Origin of the sequence: Paenibacillus sp. FSL P2-0173 (assembly GCF_038008045.1) — a bacterium.
Classification (GTDB): domain Bacteria; phylum Bacillota; class Bacilli; order Paenibacillales; family Paenibacillaceae; genus Paenibacillus; species Paenibacillus polymyxa_B.
The window spans coordinates 879,805-903,516 of the sequence record NZ_JBBOYK010000002.1 but is presented as its reverse complement, the minus strand read 5'-3'; the positions used below and the strand labels follow the sequence as shown (position 1 = coordinate 903,516).

26 protein-coding genes are annotated in these 23,712 nt (G+C 45.2%); 20 read left to right on the top strand and 6 right to left on the bottom strand.

Annotation, left to right across the window (positions count from 1 at the left end):
• Nucleotides 1–13: 13 nt before the first annotated feature.
• Entirely contained in the window at nt 14–694 is a 681-nt protein-coding gene (locus tag MKX30_RS14480; protein ID WP_023987697.1) for a serine/threonine protein kinase, read from the top strand.
• Nucleotides 695–779: 85 nt separating this feature from the next.
• Here the strand turns inward: MKX30_RS14480 and MKX30_RS14475 are convergent, their stop codons facing one another.
• Entirely contained in the window at nt 780–2,198 is a 1,419-nt protein-coding gene (locus tag MKX30_RS14475) for an NAD-dependent malic enzyme (protein ID WP_322155896.1), read from the bottom strand.
• A 273-nt stretch (nt 2,199–2,471) separates the two neighbouring features.
• Nucleotides 2,472–3,278: an adenosylmethionine decarboxylase gene (speD, locus tag MKX30_RS14470; protein ID WP_076264349.1), complete on the bottom strand. Its 807-nt coding sequence runs from the start codon at nt 3,276–3,278 to the stop codon at nt 2,472–2,474.
• 698 nt (nt 3,279–3,976) lie between these two features.
• Between speD and MKX30_RS14465 the strand changes: the two genes are divergently transcribed.
• On the top strand, nt 3,977–4,825 hold the full coding sequence (locus tag MKX30_RS14465) for a hypothetical protein (RefSeq protein WP_075153940.1): 849 nt from the start codon (nt 3,977–3,979) through the stop codon (nt 4,823–4,825).
• A gap of 84 nt (nt 4,826–4,909) precedes the next feature.
• Here the strand turns inward: MKX30_RS14465 and MKX30_RS14460 are convergent, their stop codons facing one another.
• Entirely contained in the window at nt 4,910–5,923 is a 1,014-nt protein-coding gene (locus MKX30_RS14460; RefSeq protein ID WP_023987700.1) for an RluA family pseudouridine synthase, read from the bottom strand.
• Between the two features lie 223 nt (nt 5,924–6,146).
• Between MKX30_RS14460 and recQ the strand changes: the two genes are divergently transcribed.
• The 3 genes from recQ (at nt 6,147) to MKX30_RS14445 (ending at nt 11,466) form a co-directional block, all read left to right on the top strand.
• Nucleotides 6,147–8,045 (top strand): DNA helicase RecQ, encoded by a 1,899-nt coding sequence (recQ, locus tag MKX30_RS14455; protein ID WP_025724305.1) that lies wholly within the window; start codon nt 6,147–6,149, stop codon nt 8,043–8,045.
• Between the two features lie 54 nt (nt 8,046–8,099).
• Nucleotides 8,100–9,968 carry a B12-binding domain-containing radical SAM protein gene (locus MKX30_RS14450; protein WP_028543002.1) on the top strand — a complete coding sequence of 623 codons (1,869 nt, stop codon included), beginning with the start codon at nt 8,100–8,102 and terminating at the stop codon, nt 9,966–9,968.
• Between the two features lie 184 nt (nt 9,969–10,152).
• Nucleotides 10,153–11,466, top strand: coding sequence for an alkaline phosphatase (locus MKX30_RS14445; RefSeq protein WP_023987703.1), 1,314 nt, complete (start codon nt 10,153–10,155; stop codon nt 11,464–11,466).
• Between the two features lie 204 nt (nt 11,467–11,670).
• Here the strand turns inward: MKX30_RS14445 and MKX30_RS27400 are convergent, their stop codons facing one another.
• From MKX30_RS27400 to MKX30_RS14435, 3 genes are all read right to left on the bottom strand, one after another.
• Nucleotides 11,671–11,760: a putative holin-like toxin gene (locus MKX30_RS27400; protein WP_007429455.1), complete on the bottom strand. Its 90-nt coding sequence runs from the start codon at nt 11,758–11,760 to the stop codon at nt 11,671–11,673.
• A 153-nt stretch (nt 11,761–11,913) separates the two neighbouring features.
• Nucleotides 11,914–12,519 (bottom strand): DedA family protein, encoded by a 606-nt coding sequence (locus MKX30_RS14440; protein ID WP_023987704.1) that lies wholly within the window; start codon nt 12,517–12,519, stop codon nt 11,914–11,916.
• 15 nt (nt 12,520–12,534) lie between these two features.
• Complete coding sequence (locus MKX30_RS14435; protein WP_053324924.1) at nt 12,535–13,110, bottom strand: class I SAM-dependent methyltransferase; 576 nt, start codon at nt 13,108–13,110, stop codon at nt 12,535–12,537.
• Nucleotides 13,111–13,398: 288 nt separating this feature from the next.
• Between MKX30_RS14435 and MKX30_RS14430 the strand changes: the two genes are divergently transcribed.
• The 15 genes from MKX30_RS14430 (at nt 13,399) to MKX30_RS14360 (ending at nt 23,654) form a co-directional block, all read left to right on the top strand.
• Nucleotides 13,399–14,235 (top strand): hypothetical protein, encoded by an 837-nt coding sequence (locus MKX30_RS14430; RefSeq protein ID WP_068939950.1) that lies wholly within the window; start codon nt 13,399–13,401, stop codon nt 14,233–14,235.
• 80 nt (nt 14,236–14,315) lie between these two features.
• Nucleotides 14,316–14,669: a FlxA-like family protein gene (locus tag MKX30_RS14425; RefSeq protein ID WP_340858840.1), complete on the top strand. Its 354-nt coding sequence runs from the start codon at nt 14,316–14,318 to the stop codon at nt 14,667–14,669.
• A gap of 297 nt (nt 14,670–14,966) precedes the next feature.
• The gene (locus tag MKX30_RS14420; RefSeq protein ID WP_340858838.1) at nt 14,967–15,395 is read left to right on the top strand and encodes a GNAT family N-acetyltransferase; all 429 of its coding nucleotides are present in this window, start codon (nt 14,967–14,969) and stop codon (nt 15,393–15,395) included.
• A gap of 11 nt (nt 15,396–15,406) precedes the next feature.
• Nucleotides 15,407–15,868 carry a hypothetical protein gene (locus MKX30_RS14415; protein ID WP_340858836.1) on the top strand — a complete coding sequence of 154 codons (462 nt, stop codon included), beginning with the start codon at nt 15,407–15,409 and terminating at the stop codon, nt 15,866–15,868.
• Nucleotides 15,869–16,022: 154 nt separating this feature from the next.
• The gene (locus MKX30_RS14410) at nt 16,023–16,514 is read left to right on the top strand and encodes an 8-oxo-dGTP diphosphatase (protein ID WP_023987712.1); all 492 of its coding nucleotides are present in this window, start codon (nt 16,023–16,025) and stop codon (nt 16,512–16,514) included.
• Nucleotides 16,515–16,529: 15 nt separating this feature from the next.
• A complete protein-coding gene (locus MKX30_RS14405) occupies nt 16,530–16,751 on the top strand; it encodes a hypothetical protein (protein WP_053324930.1) in 222 nt (73 codons plus the stop codon).
• Between the two features lie 38 nt (nt 16,752–16,789).
• The gene (locus tag MKX30_RS14400) at nt 16,790–17,311 is read left to right on the top strand and encodes a GNAT family N-acetyltransferase (protein ID WP_341062932.1); all 522 of its coding nucleotides are present in this window, start codon (nt 16,790–16,792) and stop codon (nt 17,309–17,311) included.
• 28 nt (nt 17,312–17,339) lie between these two features.
• A complete protein-coding gene (locus tag MKX30_RS14395) occupies nt 17,340–17,789 on the top strand; it encodes a hypothetical protein (protein ID WP_023987715.1) in 450 nt (149 codons plus the stop codon).
• A gap of 24 nt (nt 17,790–17,813) precedes the next feature.
• Complete coding sequence (locus MKX30_RS14390; RefSeq protein ID WP_341062930.1) at nt 17,814–18,317, top strand: DinB family protein; 504 nt, start codon at nt 17,814–17,816, stop codon at nt 18,315–18,317.
• A gap of 153 nt (nt 18,318–18,470) precedes the next feature.
• The gene (locus MKX30_RS14385; protein WP_023987717.1) at nt 18,471–19,505 is read left to right on the top strand and encodes an NAD(P)/FAD-dependent oxidoreductase; all 1,035 of its coding nucleotides are present in this window, start codon (nt 18,471–18,473) and stop codon (nt 19,503–19,505) included.
• Between the two features lie 224 nt (nt 19,506–19,729).
• A complete protein-coding gene (locus MKX30_RS14380) occupies nt 19,730–20,449 on the top strand; it encodes a HEAT repeat domain-containing protein (RefSeq protein WP_264454034.1) in 720 nt (239 codons plus the stop codon).
• A 52-nt stretch (nt 20,450–20,501) separates the two neighbouring features.
• Nucleotides 20,502–21,167, top strand: a complete 666-nt coding sequence (locus tag MKX30_RS14375; protein WP_264454033.1) for an HD domain-containing protein — start codon at nt 20,502–20,504, stop codon at nt 21,165–21,167.
• A 170-nt stretch (nt 21,168–21,337) separates the two neighbouring features.
• On the top strand, nt 21,338–22,399 hold the full coding sequence (locus MKX30_RS14370; protein ID WP_013309343.1) for an SPFH domain-containing protein: 1,062 nt from the start codon (nt 21,338–21,340) through the stop codon (nt 22,397–22,399).
• Nucleotides 22,396–23,397: a sugar kinase gene (locus tag MKX30_RS14365; RefSeq protein WP_023987720.1), complete on the top strand. Its 1,002-nt coding sequence runs from the start codon at nt 22,396–22,398 to the stop codon at nt 23,395–23,397. The genes MKX30_RS14370 and MKX30_RS14365 overlap by 4 nt, the downstream gene beginning before the upstream one ends.
• A gap of 77 nt (nt 23,398–23,474) precedes the next feature.
• The gene (locus tag MKX30_RS14360) at nt 23,475–23,654 is read left to right on the top strand and encodes a hypothetical protein (protein ID WP_023987721.1); all 180 of its coding nucleotides are present in this window, start codon (nt 23,475–23,477) and stop codon (nt 23,652–23,654) included.
• Nucleotides 23,655–23,712 lie beyond the last annotated feature (58 nt).

Genomic DNA, 23,712 nt, shown 5'->3' with positions numbered 1-23,712 from the left:
GAGGGGATCGCGCATGGTAGAACAATGGAGGCAGGCAGAAGACATCATAAGTCAAGTGACCGTATACAGTACGGAGGATAATGATCCGGTTACCATTAAAACAGGCACTCAAGACGTCCGCTGTATTGGCATCGGGACAGATGCGGCCGTATTTACGCTCGATACGTTGCCAGGCTACGCGTTCAAGGTGTACTCAGACATGGCGATCGAGAAGAAAGATGCGGAGGCCGACGTATATGAGCGTTTGCGAGGGTCTGACTTTTTTCCTCATTATTACGGAAAAGGCGACAAGTATATTGTCATAAGTTATGAATCCGGTATTACGCTGCTGGATTGTCTGCTGCAAGGAATTCCTGTGCCAGAGCAGGTCATTCTGGATGTGGAAAAGGCGAGGGAATTTGTCCGATCCAAGGGGCTGAATCCCCGTGATATTCACCTCAAGAATGTACTCATGCAAGACGGACGTGCCAAGGTATTGGATGTATCTGAATACGTGAAGGAAGGCGATGACAAGCGCTGGGAGCATTTGGTGTGGGCGTATCATACGTTTTATTCTGGTATCTCGGAGGTTAAGGTTCCCTCATGGATTTTGGATACGATTAAAAAATGGTACTACAAGCTGGACAACTCCAACTTTAATCTGGAGGAGTTTGCCCAGCGTGCCAGTCAATTGTTCTCTAAATGGAGGTCATAACCGCTGTAAAGAAAACGGATATGCAGACTGACCTTTCCATAGCAAAAAGGATTGCACCCGTATTTAGGGGAGCAATCCTTTTCTTTTATCTGAAATCCCGAGGCACTCTTCTGGCTGTACCGCTCGCAATCGCGGCTTGAATCACCTTTTCACGCACCCGTTGAACTGCACTCTCGTTAAATACACCAGGGATAATATACAGCTTGTTTAGTTCTTCAGGACGGATCGTGCCTGCGATGGCCTCTGCGGCCGCCAGCTTCATCTCTTCGTTGATTTCACGGGCACGGCAGTCGAGCGCCGCTCGAAAGATGCCAGGGAAACAAAGCACATTGTTAATTTGGTTAGGATAGTCCGAACGTCCGGTGGCGATGACACCCGCAATGTCCTCGACGTCCTCTGGCGCAATTTCGGGAACCGGGTTAGCCATAGTGAACAGCACCGGGGCTTCTTTCATACGTTTCACGTCTTCTCGTTGCAGTAGTCCACCTGCCGACAGCCCGATAAACACGTCAGCATCCTTCAGAACCTCGGACAGCGTGCCCGACAGCCGTTCAGGGTTGGTATGCTGCGCATACCAGTTCCACATCGGATGCTCGTATGTTTCATCAGCTGTAAGCGCTCCGTGACGATCTACGCCAATGATGTTGACTGCTCCTGCAGATAGCAAAATTTTCGTACAGGCCACACCCGCAGCCCCGATACCACAGACGACAATTTTGACGTCAGACAGGGCTTTGCCGACAACCTTGAGCGCATTGATCAGCCCTGCGTATAAAACGACAGCTGTGCCGTGCTGATCGTCATGAAAAACAGGTATGTCCAGCTCTTTACGTAACCGCTGTTCAATCTCAAAGCATCGTGGCGACGAAATATCCTCCAGATTAATCCCGCCAAAAGCTGGGGCCATTTGTTTAATGGCCTTAATGATCTCTTCGGTGTCCTGCGTATCCAGACAGATTGGAAAGGCATCGACGGAGCCGAGCTGCTTGAACAGCATGGCTTTGCCTTCCATAACCGGCATGGCTGCATAGGGACCGATGTTACCTAGCCCGAGAACAGCGCTTCCGTCAGAGACGACAGCGACCGTGTTGCGCTTGATCGTCAAGCGGAAAGCTTTGTCCGGTTCCTCGTGAATCGCCATGCATACGCGTGCCACATCGGGGGTATATACCCGGGATAAGTCATCGCGGTTTTGAATTGGGACTTTGGGCTGCATTTCAATTTTGCCCCCGAGGTGTAATAGGAAGGTACGATCAGAGATGGATAATACCTTAACACCTTGTGCTTTTTTAATGCGAGCAATCATTCGGTCGATTTCTGCTGGATCGGCAATGGTAACTGTAATATCCCTCACAGTGACCTTCTCAGAGGTGCTAATGACGTCAATGGCAATCACATCTCCGCCATGTTCGTTTACCAGCGTAATCAATTGACCAAATTGGATGTATCCGGTGGAAATTTCCAATCGCAAAATGATGTTTTTACCGCCAATACCGCCTTGCATACAAATTCCTCCTTTGTCTTCCATAACAAAATCATACGTAGGATCAATTGATTGCGCTTACAATGAGAAGCGGATGTAAAATCTATGCTGATATTTTAAATTAGTGGTTTCTTCCCCTATCATAGTGAACAATCTCTCGCTTGTACAGATCAAGTTGAGTAATATCTATTATTTTGTATTTAAAAAAGGACGAAAGCCCGGCTGTATTCCAGTCCAAGCGATCATCCTTTTTTTCAATGAAATGATCTGTTTTATTTTTACGCATTCGATCTGTTACGTCATATTTTTACCGTAGTAAATTTCGTCCATTTCGATTTTGAGACGTGTTGATATATTTTGTTGCTCTTTTTCACTCAGGCTTTCCTTGATGTAGCCGAACAGGTAATTGTCCAGATCGAATTGTTTTAGCTTACATTTGGTATGAAAAATATTTTCCTGATACACATTCACGTCGATCATGTCATACTGACTGCGCACTTCGTCTGGAATATAGTTTTGAATGGAGGCGATATCATGGTCGATGAAAAGCTTATGTCCATTCGTATCACGTGTGAAGCCGCGTACCCGGTAATCAATCGTCATAATGTCGGTGTCGAAAGAATGAGTCAAATAGTGGAGTGCCTTGAGCGGGGAGATTTCCCCACAGGTAGAGACATCAATATCAGCTCGAAACGTACTGATCCCCTCGTCTGGATGATATTCCGGGTAGGTGTGAACCGTAATGTGGCTTTTATCCAGCTGTATCACGACAGATTCAGGTAGGGGGCCTGGTGACTCGGCATAAGATTCAGTCGGTACCTCCACAATGGGTCCTTCTGATATAAGTACTGTTACGCTGGCTCCTTGAGGTACATAATCCTGCTGGGCTACGTTGAGTACGTGGGCGCCGATAATGTCAGATACATTTTTTAAAATAGCTGTCAGCCGATCTGAGTTGTATTGTTCATCAATATATTCAATATACGCCTCGCGTTCTTCTTTGGTTTTGGTGTAACAAATATCGTACATGTTGAAGCTCAATGATTTGGTCAAATTGTTAAATCCGTGCAGGGTAATCCGCTGTTCCGGTGTTATGGTCATAGGCTATTTCCCCTTATAGTCGCAGTATTCATACATAATATTCCCAACACTCCTTTTCATATACCGATTCATAAAATCAGTTCTGTAGCTGTTAGATTAAAGCCTTGAACAAGTATGTCTTACCCGTTTGGCATAATTAAAAACAGGCAGGGGAGCGTCTTTGTTTTTACATGTATGGAAATTTTAACGTATATATACTTTATTTCTTACTCAGCGATTTTTAAGTAACAGGACTTATAATGTAGACTATGCATAGGGCGAAGGAACTGAATGGACAGAGGACTCGTAGTAAAACATAAGAACCGGGTTAGTAATTCATTAATTTAATGTGTGTCACCTTCACAATGCTGAAAGCTTAACCGAATATGATTATAGACCCGAAAAAATAGTGATTTTGTATATTGCGTAAATCGAGAAAAGCAACTTCAGCTAATAATGTGCGTATAATGAAATAAACGTAAGAAGCTGAGAATTATGAAGTTAAAATGAATTTTGATAGCAAAATTTAATTTACAAACCGATCCCATGTTACTGTCAGGATTTTGCAAAATTCGATTCCAGTCGCTCCGAAGTGCAAGATATAGACGAACTAAACCATTTCGATCTATATCTTGTTCATTGGAAAGTTCATTGGAAGTCGCTTATGAGATTTTTGCAAAATCCTCTACTGTAAAAAAAACGGTGAAAGGAGTATCAAGATGCTGGCTTTGTCCGATCCGGCCTGGACTCTGCTCCAAGGCCCCTACGGTTCTTCTCAATACGTCCCAGAAATGTTGAAGCAGCTCCAAGCCGGATATGACGGCGAAATGGCTGACACCTTGTATTGGGAGGAACTGTATCACCAAAATACGTTGTATACTTGTACATTTGCGGCTGTACCTTACCTTGTAGACATTGCGTTAAAAAGTTCTGATATAGGGATTCGTGCAGATATATATAACATTTGCGGAATATTCGAAGCGAAGAATAACAATCCTCTACATACCAAAGTTCCATTGGAATTTACAAGGGATCAGGTGAAAGTGGATTCTAGTCTGGCTGAATATATTTATGCGCAATATCGGAGTGCCATTGTCCGACTTGCAGAATTGACTGAAGAAATGGTGCTCTATGCGAAGGAACACGAAGGAGATATCGGTAAACGCTATGTTCTGGCTGCGGGTGCTGCTTTTCAGGGTTATCGCTGCGTAGCTTATATGCTACAAAGCTTCGATACAGGTGACGAATATACGCTGGATTGTCCGCATTGCGGTACCCCGCTCTATATTTGGCCTGATGAACAGAATGACACCCTGGTTGTCTATGATAAAGATCCTGTAAATTCAGACAATCTGGTTCCCCATCCGATCCGCCCCCGTTCATTGGACCGTAGAGGTGCTAATATGCAGTGGTTACACGAATATGCCCAAAAAATTGAAGAGAACAAGCTGCTTGCCCAATTACCCTATTTAAACGGTTGGGTAGATTGTCCAGTGTGTAATACGCCCATATATATATGGGATGAGTTGATGAAAATGGCTGATGGTGTTCGGAGGTATACCGCTTAATCAATCAAAAAAGGGTGCTGTCTTCTACAGCCCCCTCATTTCCTCTTATATTTTTCCATCTAATCTCCGTATGCTTTGCCAATTCTACTCCCGAAACGGATTCAAAAAGGTTTTAGGAATGTCGGATTCAAAACGCAGCAATACTCCGGTGACGGGATGAATAAATGACAATACCCTCGCATGTAGGCCTAGACGCCCAATCGACTTGGATTTGGAACCGTATTTTTTATCTCCAACAATTGGATGGCCGATATCCTCCATATGTACGCGGATTTGATTTTTGCGTCCGGTTTCCAAACGTACTTCCAGCAAAGAAAAATGCCGATTGGCTTGAAGCAGCTTGTAATGAGTGACTGCGTGCTGTCCGTCATTCGGATAAGGACTGGAATACATTTTTAGCGTCTTGCTTTCTTTCAGCCATGAAGTGATCGTACCCTCAGCTTTTTTAACTTGTCCTTCGACAAGAGCAATGTATGTTCGTTCATACACAACTTCCTTCCACGCTTTTTGCATTTCCTGCTGTATGGCTTCGCTTTTCGCAAACATCATCACTCCTGATGTATCACGATCCAAACGATGCAGTACAAAAATACGATTGTACGGATGTTCGCGCCTCACATGGGCCGTAAGCTGGCGATATGCTGTTACTTCCTGCTCCTGCGCTGAAGCCACGGACAGCAACCCGGCATCCTTATGGATAACGATAATGGCTTCATCCTCATGCAAAATACGTAGCCCAGTCAGTGGTACGACGGGAGTTATTTTTTCCTTGGAAAGAGCGACAGTCTGACCTTGCTCCAGTGGAAAATTATGCACGGTACGCGGAATGCCGTTGACGGACACCTGCCCACGAGCCAGTGCTGATTTAATGGAGTTACGACCCATGCCAGTCACATGTTCTACTAAAAAGCTCAATAGCTCGGCAGGCTCCTGGACGATGTATGTTTTGGCAGGGGCTTTATCTAAAGCATTCGTTCTCCGTTGAGCTTCCGGTTTATGGGAGCCAGATCTTCCGGCAGGTTTATGACTGCGTTTGGAATGGCTTGCGTTTGACGTAGATTTTGTATGATTTTTCCGTTGGGGTTTCCGATTGTTCATGGATTCTTTCTCCTTCTTGGAACCGTGTCTCTTCATAGTTATGGACAAATTTGCGGCACCGTGTTCACTATATCATGAGAAAACAGCGAGCGCCATAAGGGACTAAACCAGATTGGCAGTCTTCTAGCGGTTGAACATTACCCTGAACCCCGGTAAACTAAAGGTAACGAAAGAAAAGCCGATATGCGTCAAGGACGCTAGAAATATGAGGAGTTTTGAAACTATGAGTGTACAAGCACCAACATTGGAACGGGCGCAGGACTTGCTGCAAAAATTTTATGGCTATCCCGATTTCCGGGAGGGACAAAAGAAAATTGTGGCCAGTATGCTGGAGGGCAACGATACGTTGGGCATCATGCCGACAGGAGGCGGAAAATCGATATGCTACCAGATCCCCGCGTTGTTGCATGAGGGGCTGACCATTGTCGTGTCACCGCTCATCTCGCTGATGAAAGACCAGGTGGATGCGCTGACCACAATGGGGATTGCTGCTGCCTACATCAATAGTACGTTGAGTGGTCGAGAAGTGAATGACCGCATACGAGCTGCACGAAATGGTGACTTGAAGTTGCTGTATGTCGCACCGGAACGACTGGAACTGGACTGGTTTCGCGATGAAATGGCTCAGTTGCCAATTTCCTGCGTTGCGGTAGATGAGGCACACTGCGTATCCCAGTGGGGCCATGATTTCCGTACCAGCTATCTGGCTGTGGCTCCATTCGTGGACGGGCTGTACGAACGCCCAATCGTGGCGGCGTTTACGGCAACGGCGACACCGCAGGTCATGGATGACATCGTGCGCCTGCTTCGTCTGCGCTCACCGGAGACGTTCGTTACAGGCCTTGGACGGCCCAATTTGGCGTTCAGTGTGCTGCGCGGGGAAGACAAACGCAGCTTTTTACTGAATTATGCCCGTGAGCATGAGGGTGAATCGGGCATTATTTATGCGGCGACACGTAAGGACGTGGACGATTTGTACCAACGGCTGCGTGACGCAGGCATGGCAGCCGGGCGCTATCATGCCGGGATGACAGATCAGGAACGTGCAGATAGCCAGGAAGGGTTTTTGTACGACGATATCCGTGTCATTGTAGCAACCAATGCCTTCGGCATGGGGATAGATAAATCGAACGTACGCTATGTCATTCACTACAACATGCCTAAAAATATGGAGGCTTACGTGCAAGAGGCGGGACGCGCAGGACGTGATGGCGACCCGAGTCAATGTATTTTGCTGTTCGGACCGCAAGATATTGTGACGCAGAAGTTTCTGATTGAGCAAAATCCACAGGATGAAGACCGCAAGCGCAACGACTACCGCAAGCTCCAGCAGATGGTTGATTATTGCTACACGACTCGTTGCCTACGTACGGCACAGCTTGAGTATTTCGGAGAAGCGGAAGAGCATGAAGCTTGCGGTATATGTAGTTCATGTACAGATGAGCGGGAACTGGTTGATATGACCATAGATGCGCAAAAGATTTTTTCGTGCATTCATCGCATGCGGGAGCGTTATGGGGTCTCGATGGTCGCCTCGGTCTTGAAAGGCTCGCGTAACAAAAAAGTGCTGCAGTATGGTTTTGACAGCCTGCCAACCTATGGCGTGATGGGCAACCGGACGGAAAAAGAAATTGCTGAAATTATCAATGTTCTTGTTTCGGAAGGCTATCTGATGTTGTCCGAGGGGCAATATCCGGTCGTACGCTTGCAGCAGCTTGCGGCTGAAGTGCTAAAAGGCCAGCGAGAAGTCATGCAGCGTGTGGTGCGACATGCCACGGCTTTTGCAGGTGGAGCAGGTTCACGCGGACGACAGGGACGCGATGCATACCCGGCTGCAGTCAACGAAACCGTGTTCGAGCAATTGCGCCTGATTCGTCGCGATCTGGCCGCTCAGGAGCATGTACCGTCTTATATCATTTTCAATGATGCGACGCTGCGTGAGATGAGCGTAGCGAGCCCGCAATCCGAGGCAGACATGTTGCGGATCAAGGGTGTCGGCGAAGTGAAGTTCCGCAAGTACGGCAAGCCGTTTCTTGATTTTTTTCAAAATCAGGGGAATATCGGGGGAACGGTAAGCGAGGACGAGATTTATGCAGACGATGTGTACGAGGATTTTGAATAGCTATACTAAGGTAAGGATAGAACAGTTCATGCAAACTATAAAAGGTTGTGACCTATGAAAGTCATTTTATCAACATTAAATGCAAAATATATTCATACCTCGCTGGCAATTCGATGCCTCAAAGCCTACAGTGAAAAGGACTTTGATATCGAGCTGGCGGAGTACACAATTAAGGACCCGGTGATGAACATCGTATCCGATTTGTTTCAACGGGGGGCAGATGTCATCGGCTTTTCCTGTTATATTTGGAACATTGAAGAGACGATTAAGGTCATTGATGTGTTGAAAAAAATTATGCCCGAGGTCAAAATTGTTCTGGGTGGTCCGGAGGTATCCTACGATACGGATCACTGGATGAAGCGTTTGGCGAATGTGGATTTTATCGTGGTTGGTGAAGGAGAGGAAACATTCCATCAACTGCTGCAGGAGCTGGAAGGGGATCGCAAGTTCCATTTTGTATATGGACTGGCTTACCGTAAGGGAGAAGAGGTTATTCAGATGCCCGGCCGCCCGAAAGCGGACTTGAACGAGCTTCCGTCGCCCTATCGTTTTGCAGAGGATATACCGGAACTCGGGAAACGGGTTGTTTATTTTGAGACGAGCCGGGGTTGTCCGTTCAGCTGCCAGTTTTGTCTGTCCAGCATTGAGGTTGGGGTACGTTATTACGATATCGAGCGCACAAAGTCAGATATTTTGTATCTGATCGACAATGGGGCCAACCTAATCAAGTTCGTGGATCGGACGTTTAATATTAAACGCGATTATGCACTGGAAATGTTCAAATTTTTGATTGAAAATCACCGTGGCTGTGTCTTCCAGTTTGAGATTACGGCAGATATTATGCGTCCTGAGGTGTTGGATTATTTGGCGGAAAACGCGCCACCGGGCGTATTTCGATTTGAAATCGGCGTCCAATCAACGAATGATCCCACCAATGAGCTGGTTAAACGTCGCCAGAACTTTACCAAGCTTTCCCGTACTGTTACCAAGGTCAAACAAAGCGGTAAAATCGACCAGCATTTGGATTTGATCGCCGGATTGCCCTTGGAGGACTACAACACGTTCCGTAAAACGTTTAATGACGTTTTTGCGCTCGGCCCGGAAGAGCTTCAACTTGGCTTCCTCAAAATGCTGCGTGGCACCGGACTGCGTATCGACGCAGACAAGTATAACTATACGTATATGGATGTTGCGCCGTATGAAATGCTGAGCAATGACGTCCTTTCCTTTGCCGATATCGTCCGGCTCAAGCGCTTGGAAGATGTATTGGAGAAATACTGGAACTCTCATCGTATGGATCATACAGTCAACTATCTGATTGAGCGTGAATTCTCGTCCGCTTTTGATTTCTTTCAGGAATTCGGAGACTACTGGGAAGGACAGGGCTGGCAAAAAATCGGACATCAGCTCGAAGACTTGTTCACGCGTCTCCAGTCCTTTCTGGAATCGCGTGGAACAAAGCGAATGGATATGGTGCTTGGACTGATGAAGCTTGATTATTTCCTGAACCATAAATACAAGCCGCGTAAAATCTGGTGGGAGCATACCTTGGAGAAGGACGATTGGTCCAGCTACATGAAAATGATTCTCCAGCACCCGGACGCGCTGTTGTCACCTGCGGTTGCAGATTTAGTGGCAGATGCGAGCAAGGAGAGTACAGGTGAGGCGAATGTAGGCAATCAACAGCCTCAGCCATACCGCGAGATTATTCCAGCCTTTGCTTCATTGAAGCTGAGTGAAAAGGAACTGCAAAAGCACGCGGTGCTGGATGTACTGCCATTTAGTCTGGATCATATCCTGAGTGGGGGAAGTCCATTGACAGCCGAAGGCCGCACGCTTCTGCTTGTAGTCTATCAGCAAAATGGACAGCAAAAACCGCTCTACTACACCATGCCGATCGGCAAAAATATCGCCGCCATTTAAATATCGCCGCCAGAGGGCATCGACTTTGATAAACCAAGAGTCGGTGTCTTCTTTTGTTTTATAAAAAACAGGTGGTCACTCCAAATTTTACATTCGTGTAATCTTTTGCTTTACGATGCTTTACAAAGCAGATATATGATTACTTTATCATATATGAATATTAAATTTATTGGAGTGTGACCTTGTGAAAAAGCGTTCGATGAAAAAGAGTATCCTTGCTTTCGGTGCCATTACCGTTTTGAGTGCGCCATTGTTATCTGCTAATATCCCTAACGCTTTTGCAGCCTCATCTAGTACCAAGTCTACTACCGCACAGGTATCCAAAGGACTGAAAACCTCGTCAGCGAAAGTCGATGCTCCTAAGAATGTCATTCTCTTTATCGGCGATGGTATGGGAGAAGCAAGTCGCAACGCGATTCGCTTGGCGACGGTAGGGAAATCGGGATTACTTGAAATGGACAACATGCCTGTAACTGGCTTGGTTAGCACAAGTTCAGGGGATAATCTTGTTACGGATTCCGCCGCCGCTGCGACTGCAATTGCAACAGGTGTGAAAACGTATAACGGCGCGATCGGAATGGATTTGAATAAAAAACCAGTGACAACGATTATGGAGCTGGCTAAAAAGGCAGGCATGTCTACAGGTGTTGTGACGACAAGCCAAGTGACAGACGCAACGGGGGCCGCCTTTGGTGCGCATGTCGAAAAACGCTCCGCTCAAAGCGAGATTGCCAAGCAGTATCTGGAGAAAAGCAAGGTGGATGTTATTCTGGGCGGTGGTGAGGATTTCTGGTACCCTGCAGGAACAGTAGGCAAACATCCAGATGCTCCGGCAGAAGATCCTGAGGAAGCTAGTAAGGGAACTCAAGGAAATTTGGTAGAACAAGCGAAGAAGCTGGGTTATAGCTATGTGACAGATCAGACAGAAATGAAAGCAGCTAAAGGTTCTAAGTTGTTAGGGCTGTTCGCCAATGAAGAGATGTTTCAAGCTCACAACAAGCTGGGTAACTCTTACAACCCAACGGTTTCTTTACCGGATATGACGGCTAAAGCGATTGATGTTCTTTCCAAAAACCAAAAAGGTTTTTTCCTGATGGTAGAGGAAGAAGGAACGGATGAGATGGCGCATGACAATGAAGGTGAGTTAACGATTAAGGCTGGGCAACAGCTCGATAAGGCCGTTAAAGTAGCTAAAGAGTATGCCAAAGCGCATCCAGATACATTAGTGTTGGTGACGGCAGATCATGAAACGGGCGGTTTGGCGATTGAAGGCGAAGATGCGGAGGATGAATCCGGTGAAGGCGTCTCCAAAGAGGATGGTCCTTTTACTGTAAAAGGCTCTAATGAAAAGTTTTATATCGACTGGACCACAGGAGGACATACATCTGTTGATGTGGCGTTAACCGCGATGGGCCCCGGATCTTCTCAGTTTAGCGGGAATTACCCGAATACTGCCATTCATGACAAGCTGGTTAAGCTGCTTCAATTAAAGAAGTAACGTAGGGTGAAAGCTGCCTCTTAAAAAGATTTTCCATATTGGCAATATGGTTTTTCCTGTGATAAACTAAAGCTAATAAGTATATACTAAAAAAGAGTAAGGATGCTACCAACATCCTCACTCTTTTACAACAGCCGCTTATAAGGGCGGTGGCTGTAGGGTTGGATTAGTAAAATAGACCGCTAACCTTTTCCGGAGGGCGGTCTATTTCTTTTTGTTGAAGGAAATAATCAAGATCACCAACGTTGCAAATTGAATCATCAACATTAATGTATCTTTAACCTCCACAGGCATCACCTCCTTTGCAGGAGACTAGCCGACCGCCCATCTAAGCCATTCTGTTGTTAGTTTATAGTATATCATATGGATAGTATTGCTAAAAAGGACAAAACCAAAGGTAACTTTTAAATTCGCTTATATTATGAACATGCCGAATATCCTCAACCTTTACTCCTCCGTTGTTTTCTTCCCCCACACAAATTTCATTATAAAAAATATAATTGTCAGCATGATGAGAAGCAATGCCATCTGCAGGCCATAACGATGGATCAGTTCTCCTGCTGCTTGTACATGATCGCCAAAGATACGTCCGAGCAGAAAGAAGATCAGCGTCCAGATCAAGCCCGTTGAATAAGAGAACAAAGCATAGCGCTTGAAGCTCATTTTATTGATTCCGACAATATATGGAATAATGTGACGGACGATCGGTAGCAAATAACTGATGCAAATAGTGAAGTTTCCATACTTATGTACTAATTTTTCCGAAAACGTAATGTACTTGTCCATTTTTTTCTTCCGGCGCAAACGTTCTAGAATCGGTGTACCCACGGTTCTCCCCAATACATAACCTAAGGACAAGCCTGATATAACCCCAAGATATACAATTAAAAAAGCGGGTAACGGGTGAAGTATGCCCATGCTTGTTACAGCCCCGCCAGTCATCACAATGACTTCGTCCGGGATGGGCAGACCTACAATTCCGAGCCATAGAGAAAAGAATAATGCTGCATAGCCGTATTGTTCGATGATGGAAATTAAATATTCCACGTCCATACGCATACTCCTTTCTTATGCTTTCTTTCGGCATACATACACGAATGCGGGTGGAACGTTCATAGGCACAAACTTGATTTCTTCAATATCAAACCATTCACCTAACTGTTGCTTCATCTGTTTAGAGTATTGAAAGGCGACAAACATTCCTCCATCCCTGAGTGATAGATGAATTTGTTCTACAATTTGATTTCGCATCTCTTGTGGAAAATTGAAAAATGGCAGCCCGCTAATTATGCAGTCAAGCTGTTCTATTTGGGCATTTTTCATAGCAAGCTGAAGCTCACGCGAGTCGGAATAGCACAGATAATTCGGGAATCTTCTTTTTAAATTCTGCTGCATGGCCTGGTCCTTTTCAAAGAGTAAAACCTTGGGTTGAAATTTAGCAGCACAGGGGATGTATTGAGTAATTGCCCCCGTGCCAGCACCAAGCTCGGCAACAGCATGAACTTCACTCCATGGAATGGATTCTATCATATTTTTAGCTAAAAATCTGGAACTTGGTGTTACACTACCCACATATGCAGGCGAGTACAAAAATTTGAATAGGAACATAAGTCTCTCGTGAACCAAATGGCTAATACGGATCATACATCATTCTCCTACTTTCAATTTTTAGAATACGTTTATTTATTCTTTGCTAAGAGTAACAAATTATCCCTTTACTTACTCCTGTCTCGAGTAGGGTTAATCCCCCCGTCCTGCGGAGGGGATTTTCCTTGACTATGGTCTAGGAAATAAAAAAAAGGATTACGGTATTAGTGAGTCTGTATTTATTCAGTTATCATTCAGCATACCCTCAGGTTGCATTCATATTTGCTGCCGATGAAAGGTAGGTGGGCAGCTAAAAACATTATGTACACTGAGAGGGGATCTACTTTGTCACTATCCATTAACAGGCATCTCATCACGACTTCCTATGATCAATCGAATACGGTGAAGTCAAATGAGAATGGACTAAATACCACGGGTCATACCACACACAAGAAATCTAACGATTCACTCGAATTGAGCAAGGAATTTATGGAATACACGGGAGGAATGCAGGCTCCGCTTCCTACGGAAAACTACAGTAATGATTACAAGTACGACGACCAGGATACCATTGCACTAACTACAGACCAACAGAAAATGCTGTTGTCTGATCTGCAAAGTTATCTGATGTCTTCAAGTGCTTCCTCTGATACAGATGAACTCACCAATAGCACGAAGAATCCATTGGCTTCGGTTAACGATTTATTAGCCGGTGTGGATCTTTCGACGGCAACAGATGAGGAAGTATCGGAGCTATTCGATAAGATAGCAGAAACGATCCAAAATAATCGTCCTGCACCGCCGCCCGAAGGAGACCCGTCCCATCCTGAAATGGATAGCAGTGGTCTGCCTCCTATGATGCAGGCAATGGGTGGAATTATGCCTCCATTCGCATGGAATATCCAAGAGACTTCCAATCAAGAGGATAACAGCACTACATCTGAGAAAGAGCTTACAGTAGATGAAAAAAGATCCTTGCTGAGTGATTTGCAAAGCGTTCTGAGTTCCAGTCTTATATCCGGGTCAACAGCTTCGGACAAAGATCAGGAAACAGATCTGCTTTCTACATTAAAAGACGCGTGGGGAAATACAGACGAATCAAATGCCACAGATGAAGAAATATCGGCTTTATTCGATAAAATCGCTAAGACTTTTGAACAATCTATATCATCGTCGTATTAGTCATTAGAGTGCAATACCATAGCTTAGAACCGGTTAGCCCACACGTGTAAACTCATACTTTTATAAAGGGGAAATCTCGTATGAACATTTCATCCACTTCCAGCAGTTCTATATCTGTTGCAAGCACTTCGTCTTCATCCAGTACCAACGAAACAGCTAGTCTGGAAAAGCAAAAAGCTCAACTTGAAGCGGAGTACAACAAGGTACAGCAAAGTAAAGATAATAAAGATACAAAAGAAACAAAAATGAAGCAGCTTCAGCAGCAAATTAAACAGATTGAAGCTCAAATTGCACAGCAAAGTTCGCAATCCAGCAGCACGTCAACTCCAAAAATGGAAAAGCCCGCTCCAAGTAACACGGAAACAACTCGTATCAACAGCGTTAACAGTAGTGATATTACAGGAGTTGGGAAATCACTGGATATTTCAATTTAATCATCCCATCTTTTTTCCTGTAGGACAGACGATGGATACAAACGATAGCAGGCTCTCCGTTTCAGAGGGGCCTGCTTTTTTCGTTTACTAAATATTTTGCATGAATCCAGGGAGCGACTTTCAATCAGCGCTAATTAGATCGGGAATAATTCTATCCGTTAAATGAATCATGTGACTAAACATAGAAAAGTATATACAATATATAACAGTAGGAAGATGAAAGTATTTTAACCCTATTATTTTCTATATTTAAATCAGTAAGTGCTAGTAATCATTTTAAATTGGAGGATTTATGCCATGATGCTGGAACCTCAGATGAATCGAAGTAGTAGAGCTGAAGCGCGTTTAGTCAGAAACGAATTGATTGAGTTTAATGCGAAACACGTCCCAGCAGATATTCGAACCCAATACGAAGAGATTAATCTTACGCTCAAAGATGAAGACGGTCAGGTCATGGGCGGTCTCCTAAGTGTACTATGTTGGAACTGGGTGGAGGTTGATATTTTGTGGGTAGATCAGCGTTACAGAGGAAAGGGCTACGGTTCACAACTGCTTGGTGAAATCGAACAGATTGCTAGAGATAAAGGGTGTAATTTTATACAACTTAATACCTTTACTTTTCAAGCGCCCAAATTCTATGAAAAGCATGGGTATGAAGTCGTTGGTGTTATTGACGATGCTCCGAGAGGCTTTAAACACTATTATTATAAGAAAAGTATCTACTGAGGACTCTATATATGCGCGTACAGATCAAGGAAATAAATAAAGACCAGCATATCATCATTCGTAGTATTTGCGAGGAAAAAGTATACGGCTACTGGACATATTTTTGGCATGAACTGACTTCTGGATATGCGTATGTTGTCCCGTATGAACAAAGCTTGGATAAGTTGATTCCCGGTTGTGTGATTTCGGTCGAGACTTCTCAATCCAATATAGAAGGGTTCAGAAGGCTGAAGTCTACTGAAGAGACAGGGATTTTTCGGCCTCAACCAAAGCTAGGCGACTACTGGATTCAAGGAACGATACATCAAGTGATGCAGGGCGAAGCAGGCGAGATAGAATGTCTGGAGATTATAGTAGGAGACACTACGTTTATTTTGGATTCTGAAGAAATGAATGGTGATGTCAACGTTAAAGCGGGCGACGGCGTCGCCTTTGAAATCATAGGCCTACAGTTGTTTGACGAGGGACTGTGATCGCTCCAGGTTACCCTGCTAATCTAGTCTATGGTTAGAGTTATTGCGCTCTACAAAATAACGAGTTAAAGTATGGTAAATTCCATATTTAACCACAGTATGTCGGTGTGAAAGTTAAAAGCTAGATTATAGTGAATCGTGAATAAAGAAAGGTATGATCGGATTGACAACAGAAGTGACACACAAAATATATACCATGTGTATGATTCAAGACGGAAGTAAGGTATTGCTTATGAATAGACCAAATCGAAAGGGGTTTCCGGGTTATATTGCGCCAGGAGGAAAAGTAGAGTTTCCAGAAAGCATTGTGAATGGGGCCATTCGTGAAGTAAAGGAAGAAACAGGCTTAACCGTTACGGAAATTGTATTTAAAGGAATCGACGAATATTGTGATCCAAGTCAAGGGCTGAGATATATGGTCTTTAACTATTTGGCTACAGCCACTGAAGGTGACCTATTAAAAAATCCCCCTGAGGGAGAACTGCTGTGGGTGGATATGAAGGAGGCGCTAAATCTGCCGATGCAGGATTGGTTTAAGCGGAGATTTCCATTGTTTTTCGAGCCGGGAACGTTTGAGGTTAGTTTCGTTTGGCTAGCAGATACGGATGAAACCCTGGAAGCAACGATTAAGAGCTACGGTGTGTAGAGATGACGACGACATTTGGAGAACGGCGAAGAAGAGTTGGCAAAGGGTTTTCTTACTGCTTACGCACAAGGGATGGAAGCCAAAGAAGGATTTACTGAGCGTTTCCGGGTGCATATGCTGCATCAGCAGATTCTAAACTGGGGATGTGCCAAAGCGATGAAGCGAGTCACTTGGGATAATAAGCTCTCTTTTGCAGATTGGGCGCAAAATTCATGGATATTGAAATATAAGCAATAGCAGATGAATTGAACGTTTAAAGAGGAGGCCGTGAGTGGATGCAGACCGTCAGATTGGTACAGCCGGATCAGGACTGGAAGGAAGCTTATCTTTCATTTTATGAGGAATGGAAACAGATCCAGGAGCATATGGTACCTTGGGTGATCTCTGTAGAGCCGTACGATTTTGAAGGTATGTTGACGCTTTTAAGTAATCAGGAAAATGGAATCAACCTGTCTGAAGGCTGGGTCAAAAGCTCAACATACTGGCTTGTGAATGCGAATGAACAGGTCGTGGGAGCAGTGAATATCAGGTATGACCTTAACGAACACCTAATGAATGCCGGAGGTCATATCGGTTACGGTATCCGTCCTTCTGCACGAGGGAACAGGTACGCTGTTACAATGCTGGCCTTGGCGTTAGAAAAAGCAAAAGAGCTGGGGATTTCCCGAGCCCTGGTCGTATGCGACTCCGATAATATTGCCTCCAAAAAAACAATCATACAAAATGGCGGAACGCCGGACAAGGATTACATAGAGGAAGACGGAAACCGTGTAAACCGGTTTTGGATCGAACTGTGAGTGAGAAAGAAGGGAACGCGAGAAGCTCATGAAATTATGGCCTGAATATGCGCAAAACATCATTGTTGGTGTTATCTTTGAAGGGGAATGGAATTGGTATGTGACGGAAAGAGAGTATTGGTTTTTGAATACCGAGATGGAGGAACGGTTTGGTATCCCTATTTTGGATGAAACCACAGTGGGAGCATTTTTGGATCACATCTGTGAATATAAGGTGGCTACTGGGGAACTAACTTCAATGCTCCAGTTGCTTGATGGTGCTATTCAGCATCAGGATGAAGTGTTGGAGTTCTGTCCTGCTCTGTATGTTAACTTTGATGAAAAAGTTCTCTATTCGCTATTTCCTGAGCCAGCCTCGTTTGAACACTATGTCCCAGCGGGGTGGAAAGGGGAATATCAAAACTTTTTGAACGAGGTACCTTCACCTGAACAGTATTGGATGATCGAGGGAAGTAATTTTTTTGAGAAATTCACTTGATAGGACGAAGGAGGAAATAAATATATGGATTCTTCTATGCATGAGTTTAAAATCATATCCAAGCACAGAATGTACGATCAATATTTGGTAAAGTTGCGGGCATGCATTGTGCTTTTGGATGAACAGGTGCTATGGCGAGTAGGTGAGACGGAAACGAATAGCATTGGTGGGATCATCAACCATATCATGGTACATGTGCGCAGAAACGCAGCCAAGCTCATAGATCCGACGATTACATACAAGCAAGGAATGGAGGATAGCTTTATACCTTCCATGCAAAACAAGGAACAACTGATGGATGAGTTAGAAGAAGCTTTTTCATCCTTCTGTGTAGCATTGGACCATACGGGGACGATAAATATGTATGACGTATACCATGTGGTGGAGCATACGGCTTATCATCTGGGGCAGATCATAGACCGAGTTCAGAAATTGGCAGATCACCGTTTTCAATTTGTACAGACAGGACTTAATGAAAAAGCATTGCATGCGATAGTGCAGCAATCCTTGCATAATCTACGAGAATAATGGAAGCAGTAGCTATATAAACTTATAAAATGTAGTTCTAAGGTCACAAAAACCTCTGTAATGGTCATGTTTTTATTTCTTAATTGATATTGATAATTATTATCACTTATAATAGGAGCAGACATATTACGTTATGATAGGGAGAGTTGCAGAGTGACAGTGTCCTTGGAATTATATGATGTAACGATCATCGGCGGTGGTCCTGCCGGTATGTATACCGCATTTTACAGTGGAATGAGAGATATGAAAACCAAGCTGATCGAAGCCAAGCATGAGCTGGGCGGACGAATGCGCATATACCCAGAGAAGATGATTTGGGATGTCGGGGGGGTTACCCCGGTTTTATGTGAAAAGCTGATTGATCAGCTGGAGCAGCAGGCGCGGACGTTCGAGCCTACCATTGTGCTGGGACAGCAGATCACTGGTTTGGATCGGCAAGAGGATGGCACGTTCCTGCTAACTTCTGCCACAGGGGAACAGCATTGGACACGCACGATCGTTCTGGCAGTAGGCTATGGTATTCTCAAAATGGCTAAGCTGGAGATTGAGGGTGCGGACCGCTATGAGGTTACGAACCTGCATTATACTGTACAAGAGCTGGAGCCATTCCGGGGCAAGCACGTCCTGATTTCCGGTGGAGGCGACTCGGCGGTGGATTGGGCAAATGAGCTAGAGTCTATTGCGGCGAGTGTGACCGTCGTACATCGTCGGGATCACTTTGGCGGACATGAGAAAAATGTAGCTCGTATGAAATCATCCTCGGTCCGTGTCCTCACACCATACGCGGTGAGTCAGCTACATAGCAACAATGGAGAGACGATTGAACAGGTGACGATCAGTCATGTAGATACGGGCGAAATACAGGTGTTGAATGTCGATGCTGTCATCGTAAATCATGGACTTAAATCCGACTTCGGCCCGCTTCGGGATTGGGGACTGGATATGGGTGAGTGGCATGCCCGAGTGAGCGAAAAGCTGGAAACGAATCTGCCAGGGATTTTCGCAGCAGGCGATTTTGTCGAGTACGGAAGCAAGCTGTATCTAATTGCCGGTACGTTCACAGATGCCGCCCTTGCACTGAATAGCGCCAAGCTGTACATTGATCCAGCAGCTGACAAAGCGGCATATGTATCTTCTCATAACAGCCGATTCAAGGAAAAAAACCGCGAGCTTGGTGTCGTGGAGTAAGAATACGGAATAAGTTATATAGGATTAGCAATAGGGTAGGGAAAATGTAAAAGAACTTCCGCGACTGCGATTTGTGTGGTTTTGGAGGTTCTTTTTTTGTCAGGTTACTGACTTCTCGTTCTAAAGGTTGGATAGCATACACCATATAGAAAAAAATGAAGAAAGCCTGTCCTTTTCGGTCTTATATAGTAGATTTTGAGTAGAGAAGATAAGGAGCGTGAAAAATGAGCTTACAAGAGGTACTTGAACGGCTAGCAATTCATCTGCCAGACGACATGGTGGAAGCTTTGCATGTACATAGCAAGGAACGAGAGGGACGGAACGTTCAGCTTCAACTCATGAATGAGCAAGAGCTTGCCGAGGGCATCAAGTGGATGGGGCAGATCGAGGTATTTAAACATATCGTCCCTCTATGGACGGATGACCATTCTAATTATGTTGGCATATATGTGGAGGGGCCGTTAGCATATAAGTTGTGTTATATAAGTCACGAGGAAACGGATTTGTCACCGGCGTACAGAAGTGCGTTTTCTCTGATTACAGAGTTGGAGCAAAATCCAGCACTGGAGTGGGAACAGCTCCGTAAGGATTATCCGTCCGGCGAGGACATTAGCACAGAACAATTAGCGGAAGATATTCGTTGCATGAATGAACTAAGAGCCTTGCTAGAAAAGGATTCACCTGTGGATGATGATGTGAGATGTCAGCTTCTTTACAGCCTAATGGCGATCACGCCTACCTGCGAACTAGACTCATTGCTTCCCTATTTGGACGATGAGGATATGTATGTACAGGAACGAGCATGTGTCCTTTTGGGACATCATGGATATGAACCAGCGACCGAATTATTAAAAGAAGTGGTGAAGCATGGAAGCCCGAATGGGAAACTGGCAGCCCGTAAGGCGCTCTCAATGATTCGCAGTAAGCAGATGGCCAAGCATTAAAAAATTAAACGAACCTACCATAGAAAGTATGGACGGGATTGAAAGGTGACATATGGAGAGACGAACGGAGCAACAGGAAGCGATTTTGGCAGATATTATTCAAAAGGCGGAGCACTTTGTACAGCAGCAGTTGGAGCATGATCATAGTGGTCACGATTGGTTTCATATAGACCGGGTGAGAAAGCTGTCCCTTAAAATTGCTGCCAAAGAGGGCGCAGATTCGTTTATTTGTGAACTGGCAGCACTGCTGCATGATGTAGCGGATGAAAAATTAAATGATTCCAAGCAAGCGGGCCTGGATAAAGTAGAGCAGTGGCTGCTTCTGCATGTAAGTGATCCAGATGTGATCACGCACGTGATGACTATTATAGCTACGATGTCCTACAATGGTGGACAAAACCCGCCTATGGAAACGCTGGAAGGTCAAGTTGTGCAGGATGCGGATCGGTTGGATGCTCTTGGAGCGATTGGGATTGCAAGAACCTTTATGTATGCTGGCTCAAAAGGCAGTATGATGCATCACCCGGATAAAGACTTTTCACAGCATGATTATCGTGCCGCAGGTAAAAGTGCCATATACCATTTTTACGAAAAGCTGCTCAAACTCAAGGATTTAATGAATACCGCTTATGCCCGAGAGCTGGCGGAAGTTCGGCATCAATGGATGGAGATGTACTTGGAGCAATTTTATAGAGAATGGAATGTGGATGATAAATAAAGTGTTTCAATAAGGCTGTTTCCTCTAACCGAGCATATCGGAGGGGAAATGGCCTTTATTTTTTTAAAAATGTCATATTGATATTATTGAAAATGTGTGTTATTTTATTGTTAATAACAAAATGATAATAACAAAATATTATAAACTATAATGAAAGCGGGGAAGCGGCTATGTTTGGATTTAATTTTGTTAAATTTCAGCCCAGTGAATATGTGATGAAGGTGAAAAACGGGAAGGTGGTTCGAGAGGGTGTTGGCTTATCTTTTTATTACTACGCCCCGACCACCTCGGTTGTTGTCGTGCCCGTCTCTTCCATTGATGCGCCGTTCATGTTTGAGGACATGACGAATGATTTTCAGGCGGTGACGGTGCAGGGGCAACTGACTTATCGAATTGTGGATTATCGGAGAACGACGCAGATTTTAAACTATACGTATGACTTGAAGGAACGACGCTACATTTCGGATGACCCGAGCAAGCTGGCCCAACGGGTGATTAACATCGCCAAGGTGCTTACCAAAAAGTATTTGGAGCGTGTCCCGCTCAAAGAAGCTGTTCAGTCCAGTGAACGTCTGGCCCAAAATATGACGAAGGATATTGCACAGCATACGGAAATGGAAAAGCTCGGCATTGAGGTTATGGGACTGTCGATTTTGGCGATTCTACCCAATAAGGAGACGATGAGAGCGCTGGAGGCTCAAGCGAGAGAAGAGATTCTTCGCAACGCGGATCATGCTTTGTATGAGCGTCGTAATGCATCTATTGAGCAAGAGCGGCGTGTGAAGGAAAACGAGCTGAACACTGAGATTGCAGTAGAGACGAAAAAGAAACAAATCCGCGAAACTCAACTCGATGCCGAGCGTTCTGTGAAGCAAAAGCAAAGCGAGATGAAAGAGGAGCAGCTACGATTTGACACAGCCTTGGAGGAGAAAAAACGCGAGCTGATTGAGCTGACTGTAACGAATAAAAAGGCAGAAGCCGATGCCAAGGCCTATGAGCTGACAGCAGTCATGAAATCGTTGCAGGATGTTGAGCCGAACGTACTTCAAGCTATGGCCAACATGGATATGAGCCCGGATAAGCTAATTGCGATCGCATTCCAGGAGCTTGCAGAAAATGCAGGCAAAATCGGTCAGCTGAATATTACGCCGGATCTGCTGCAAGGTCTCATGTCAGATACGGGAGCTAGCGGATCAGCAGGATCGAGAGGGTCTGGAGGAAGAACACGATGAGCAGCCGAATGACAGAGCAGAAGATCATTTTGGTGAAGCGTAAAACGCGACTGGAGGAACTGATTGTCCGATACAATACGGTGCAGCAGGCTCGCTTCTTTATGGAACGGTTGGGTGCGGATTTCAGTGATTATGTGCTGGAGGACGAAAATTACCGCAGGGCGGTGGCAACGGCAACGTCGGAGTTAACGGCCTTGGGTCGTGTTCAGATTGTGGAGCGGGAGCATGTGCCGAACTTTATTTTTGGTGAGCAGGATACAGTGGTGGTGCTGGGGCAGGATGGGCTGGTAGCTAACACGTTAAAATATTTGACCGAGCAACCGCTTATCGGTGTGAATCCAGATCCATTGCGCTGGGACGGGGTATTGCTGCCGTTTACTGTATCCGACCTGCGCTGGGTGGTGCCGGATGTGTTCGTGCACAGACGGCCAATTAAGGAGGTTACGCTGGCTAAAGCCCAATTAAATGATGGCCAATCCTTGTATGCTGTAAATGATTTGTTCATTGGGCGCAAAACTCATGTCTCCGCGAGATATGAGCTAAGGCTGGAGGATCAAGTAGAACAACAATCATCCAGCGGCATTATCGTTTCAACCGGATTGGGAGCGACAGGCTGGCTGACCAGTGTGCTGGCTGGAGCGGCCGGAATTGTCGGCAGTGCTACACGGCATCCAATCTCGCTGACTCCAGGCCAGCTGATGCCCGGTGTAGCCTTCACTCAGGAAGAGGCAGCAGACGGAATGAGTCATGATCATCGTGCAACTTGGAGTTCGCCATCGCTTTATTTTACGGTGAGAGAACCATTCCCCAGTCGAACGACTGCTGCGGAACTCGTGTTTGGTCAGGTAGCAGCCGAAAAACCGCTACGGATTGCATCGCAGATGCCGGAAAATGGAGTTATTTTCAGTGATGGAATAGAAAGCGACTTTCTGGAGTTTAATGCTGGCATTGAGGCGGTCATTGGACCGGCGGAGAAAAAAGGGCATCTGGTCGTGTAGAGGTTTGTACAGGACGGCAATGGGTAATTATGAGTAAAGTACAACCATCAGATGAAATTAAAAAAGGAGGAATCAACATGAGCGACTACACTCAAGACGAAGCGAAAATCCGCAACAAGAAGGACGAGGACGGAGATTCCTTGATGGAGAAAACGAAGCTGGAAAATGGCGTGGATATCGAGCCTGAGGCTGATGAATGGATTGCGAAGCCCTCACCAGTGTCATACGATGATACGAACTCCTCTTCGAAGAAATAAGGCTCTTGCGTCCAAATAGAGCAGTGATGCAAAGACAGATGATCCCTAATCGGGTCAT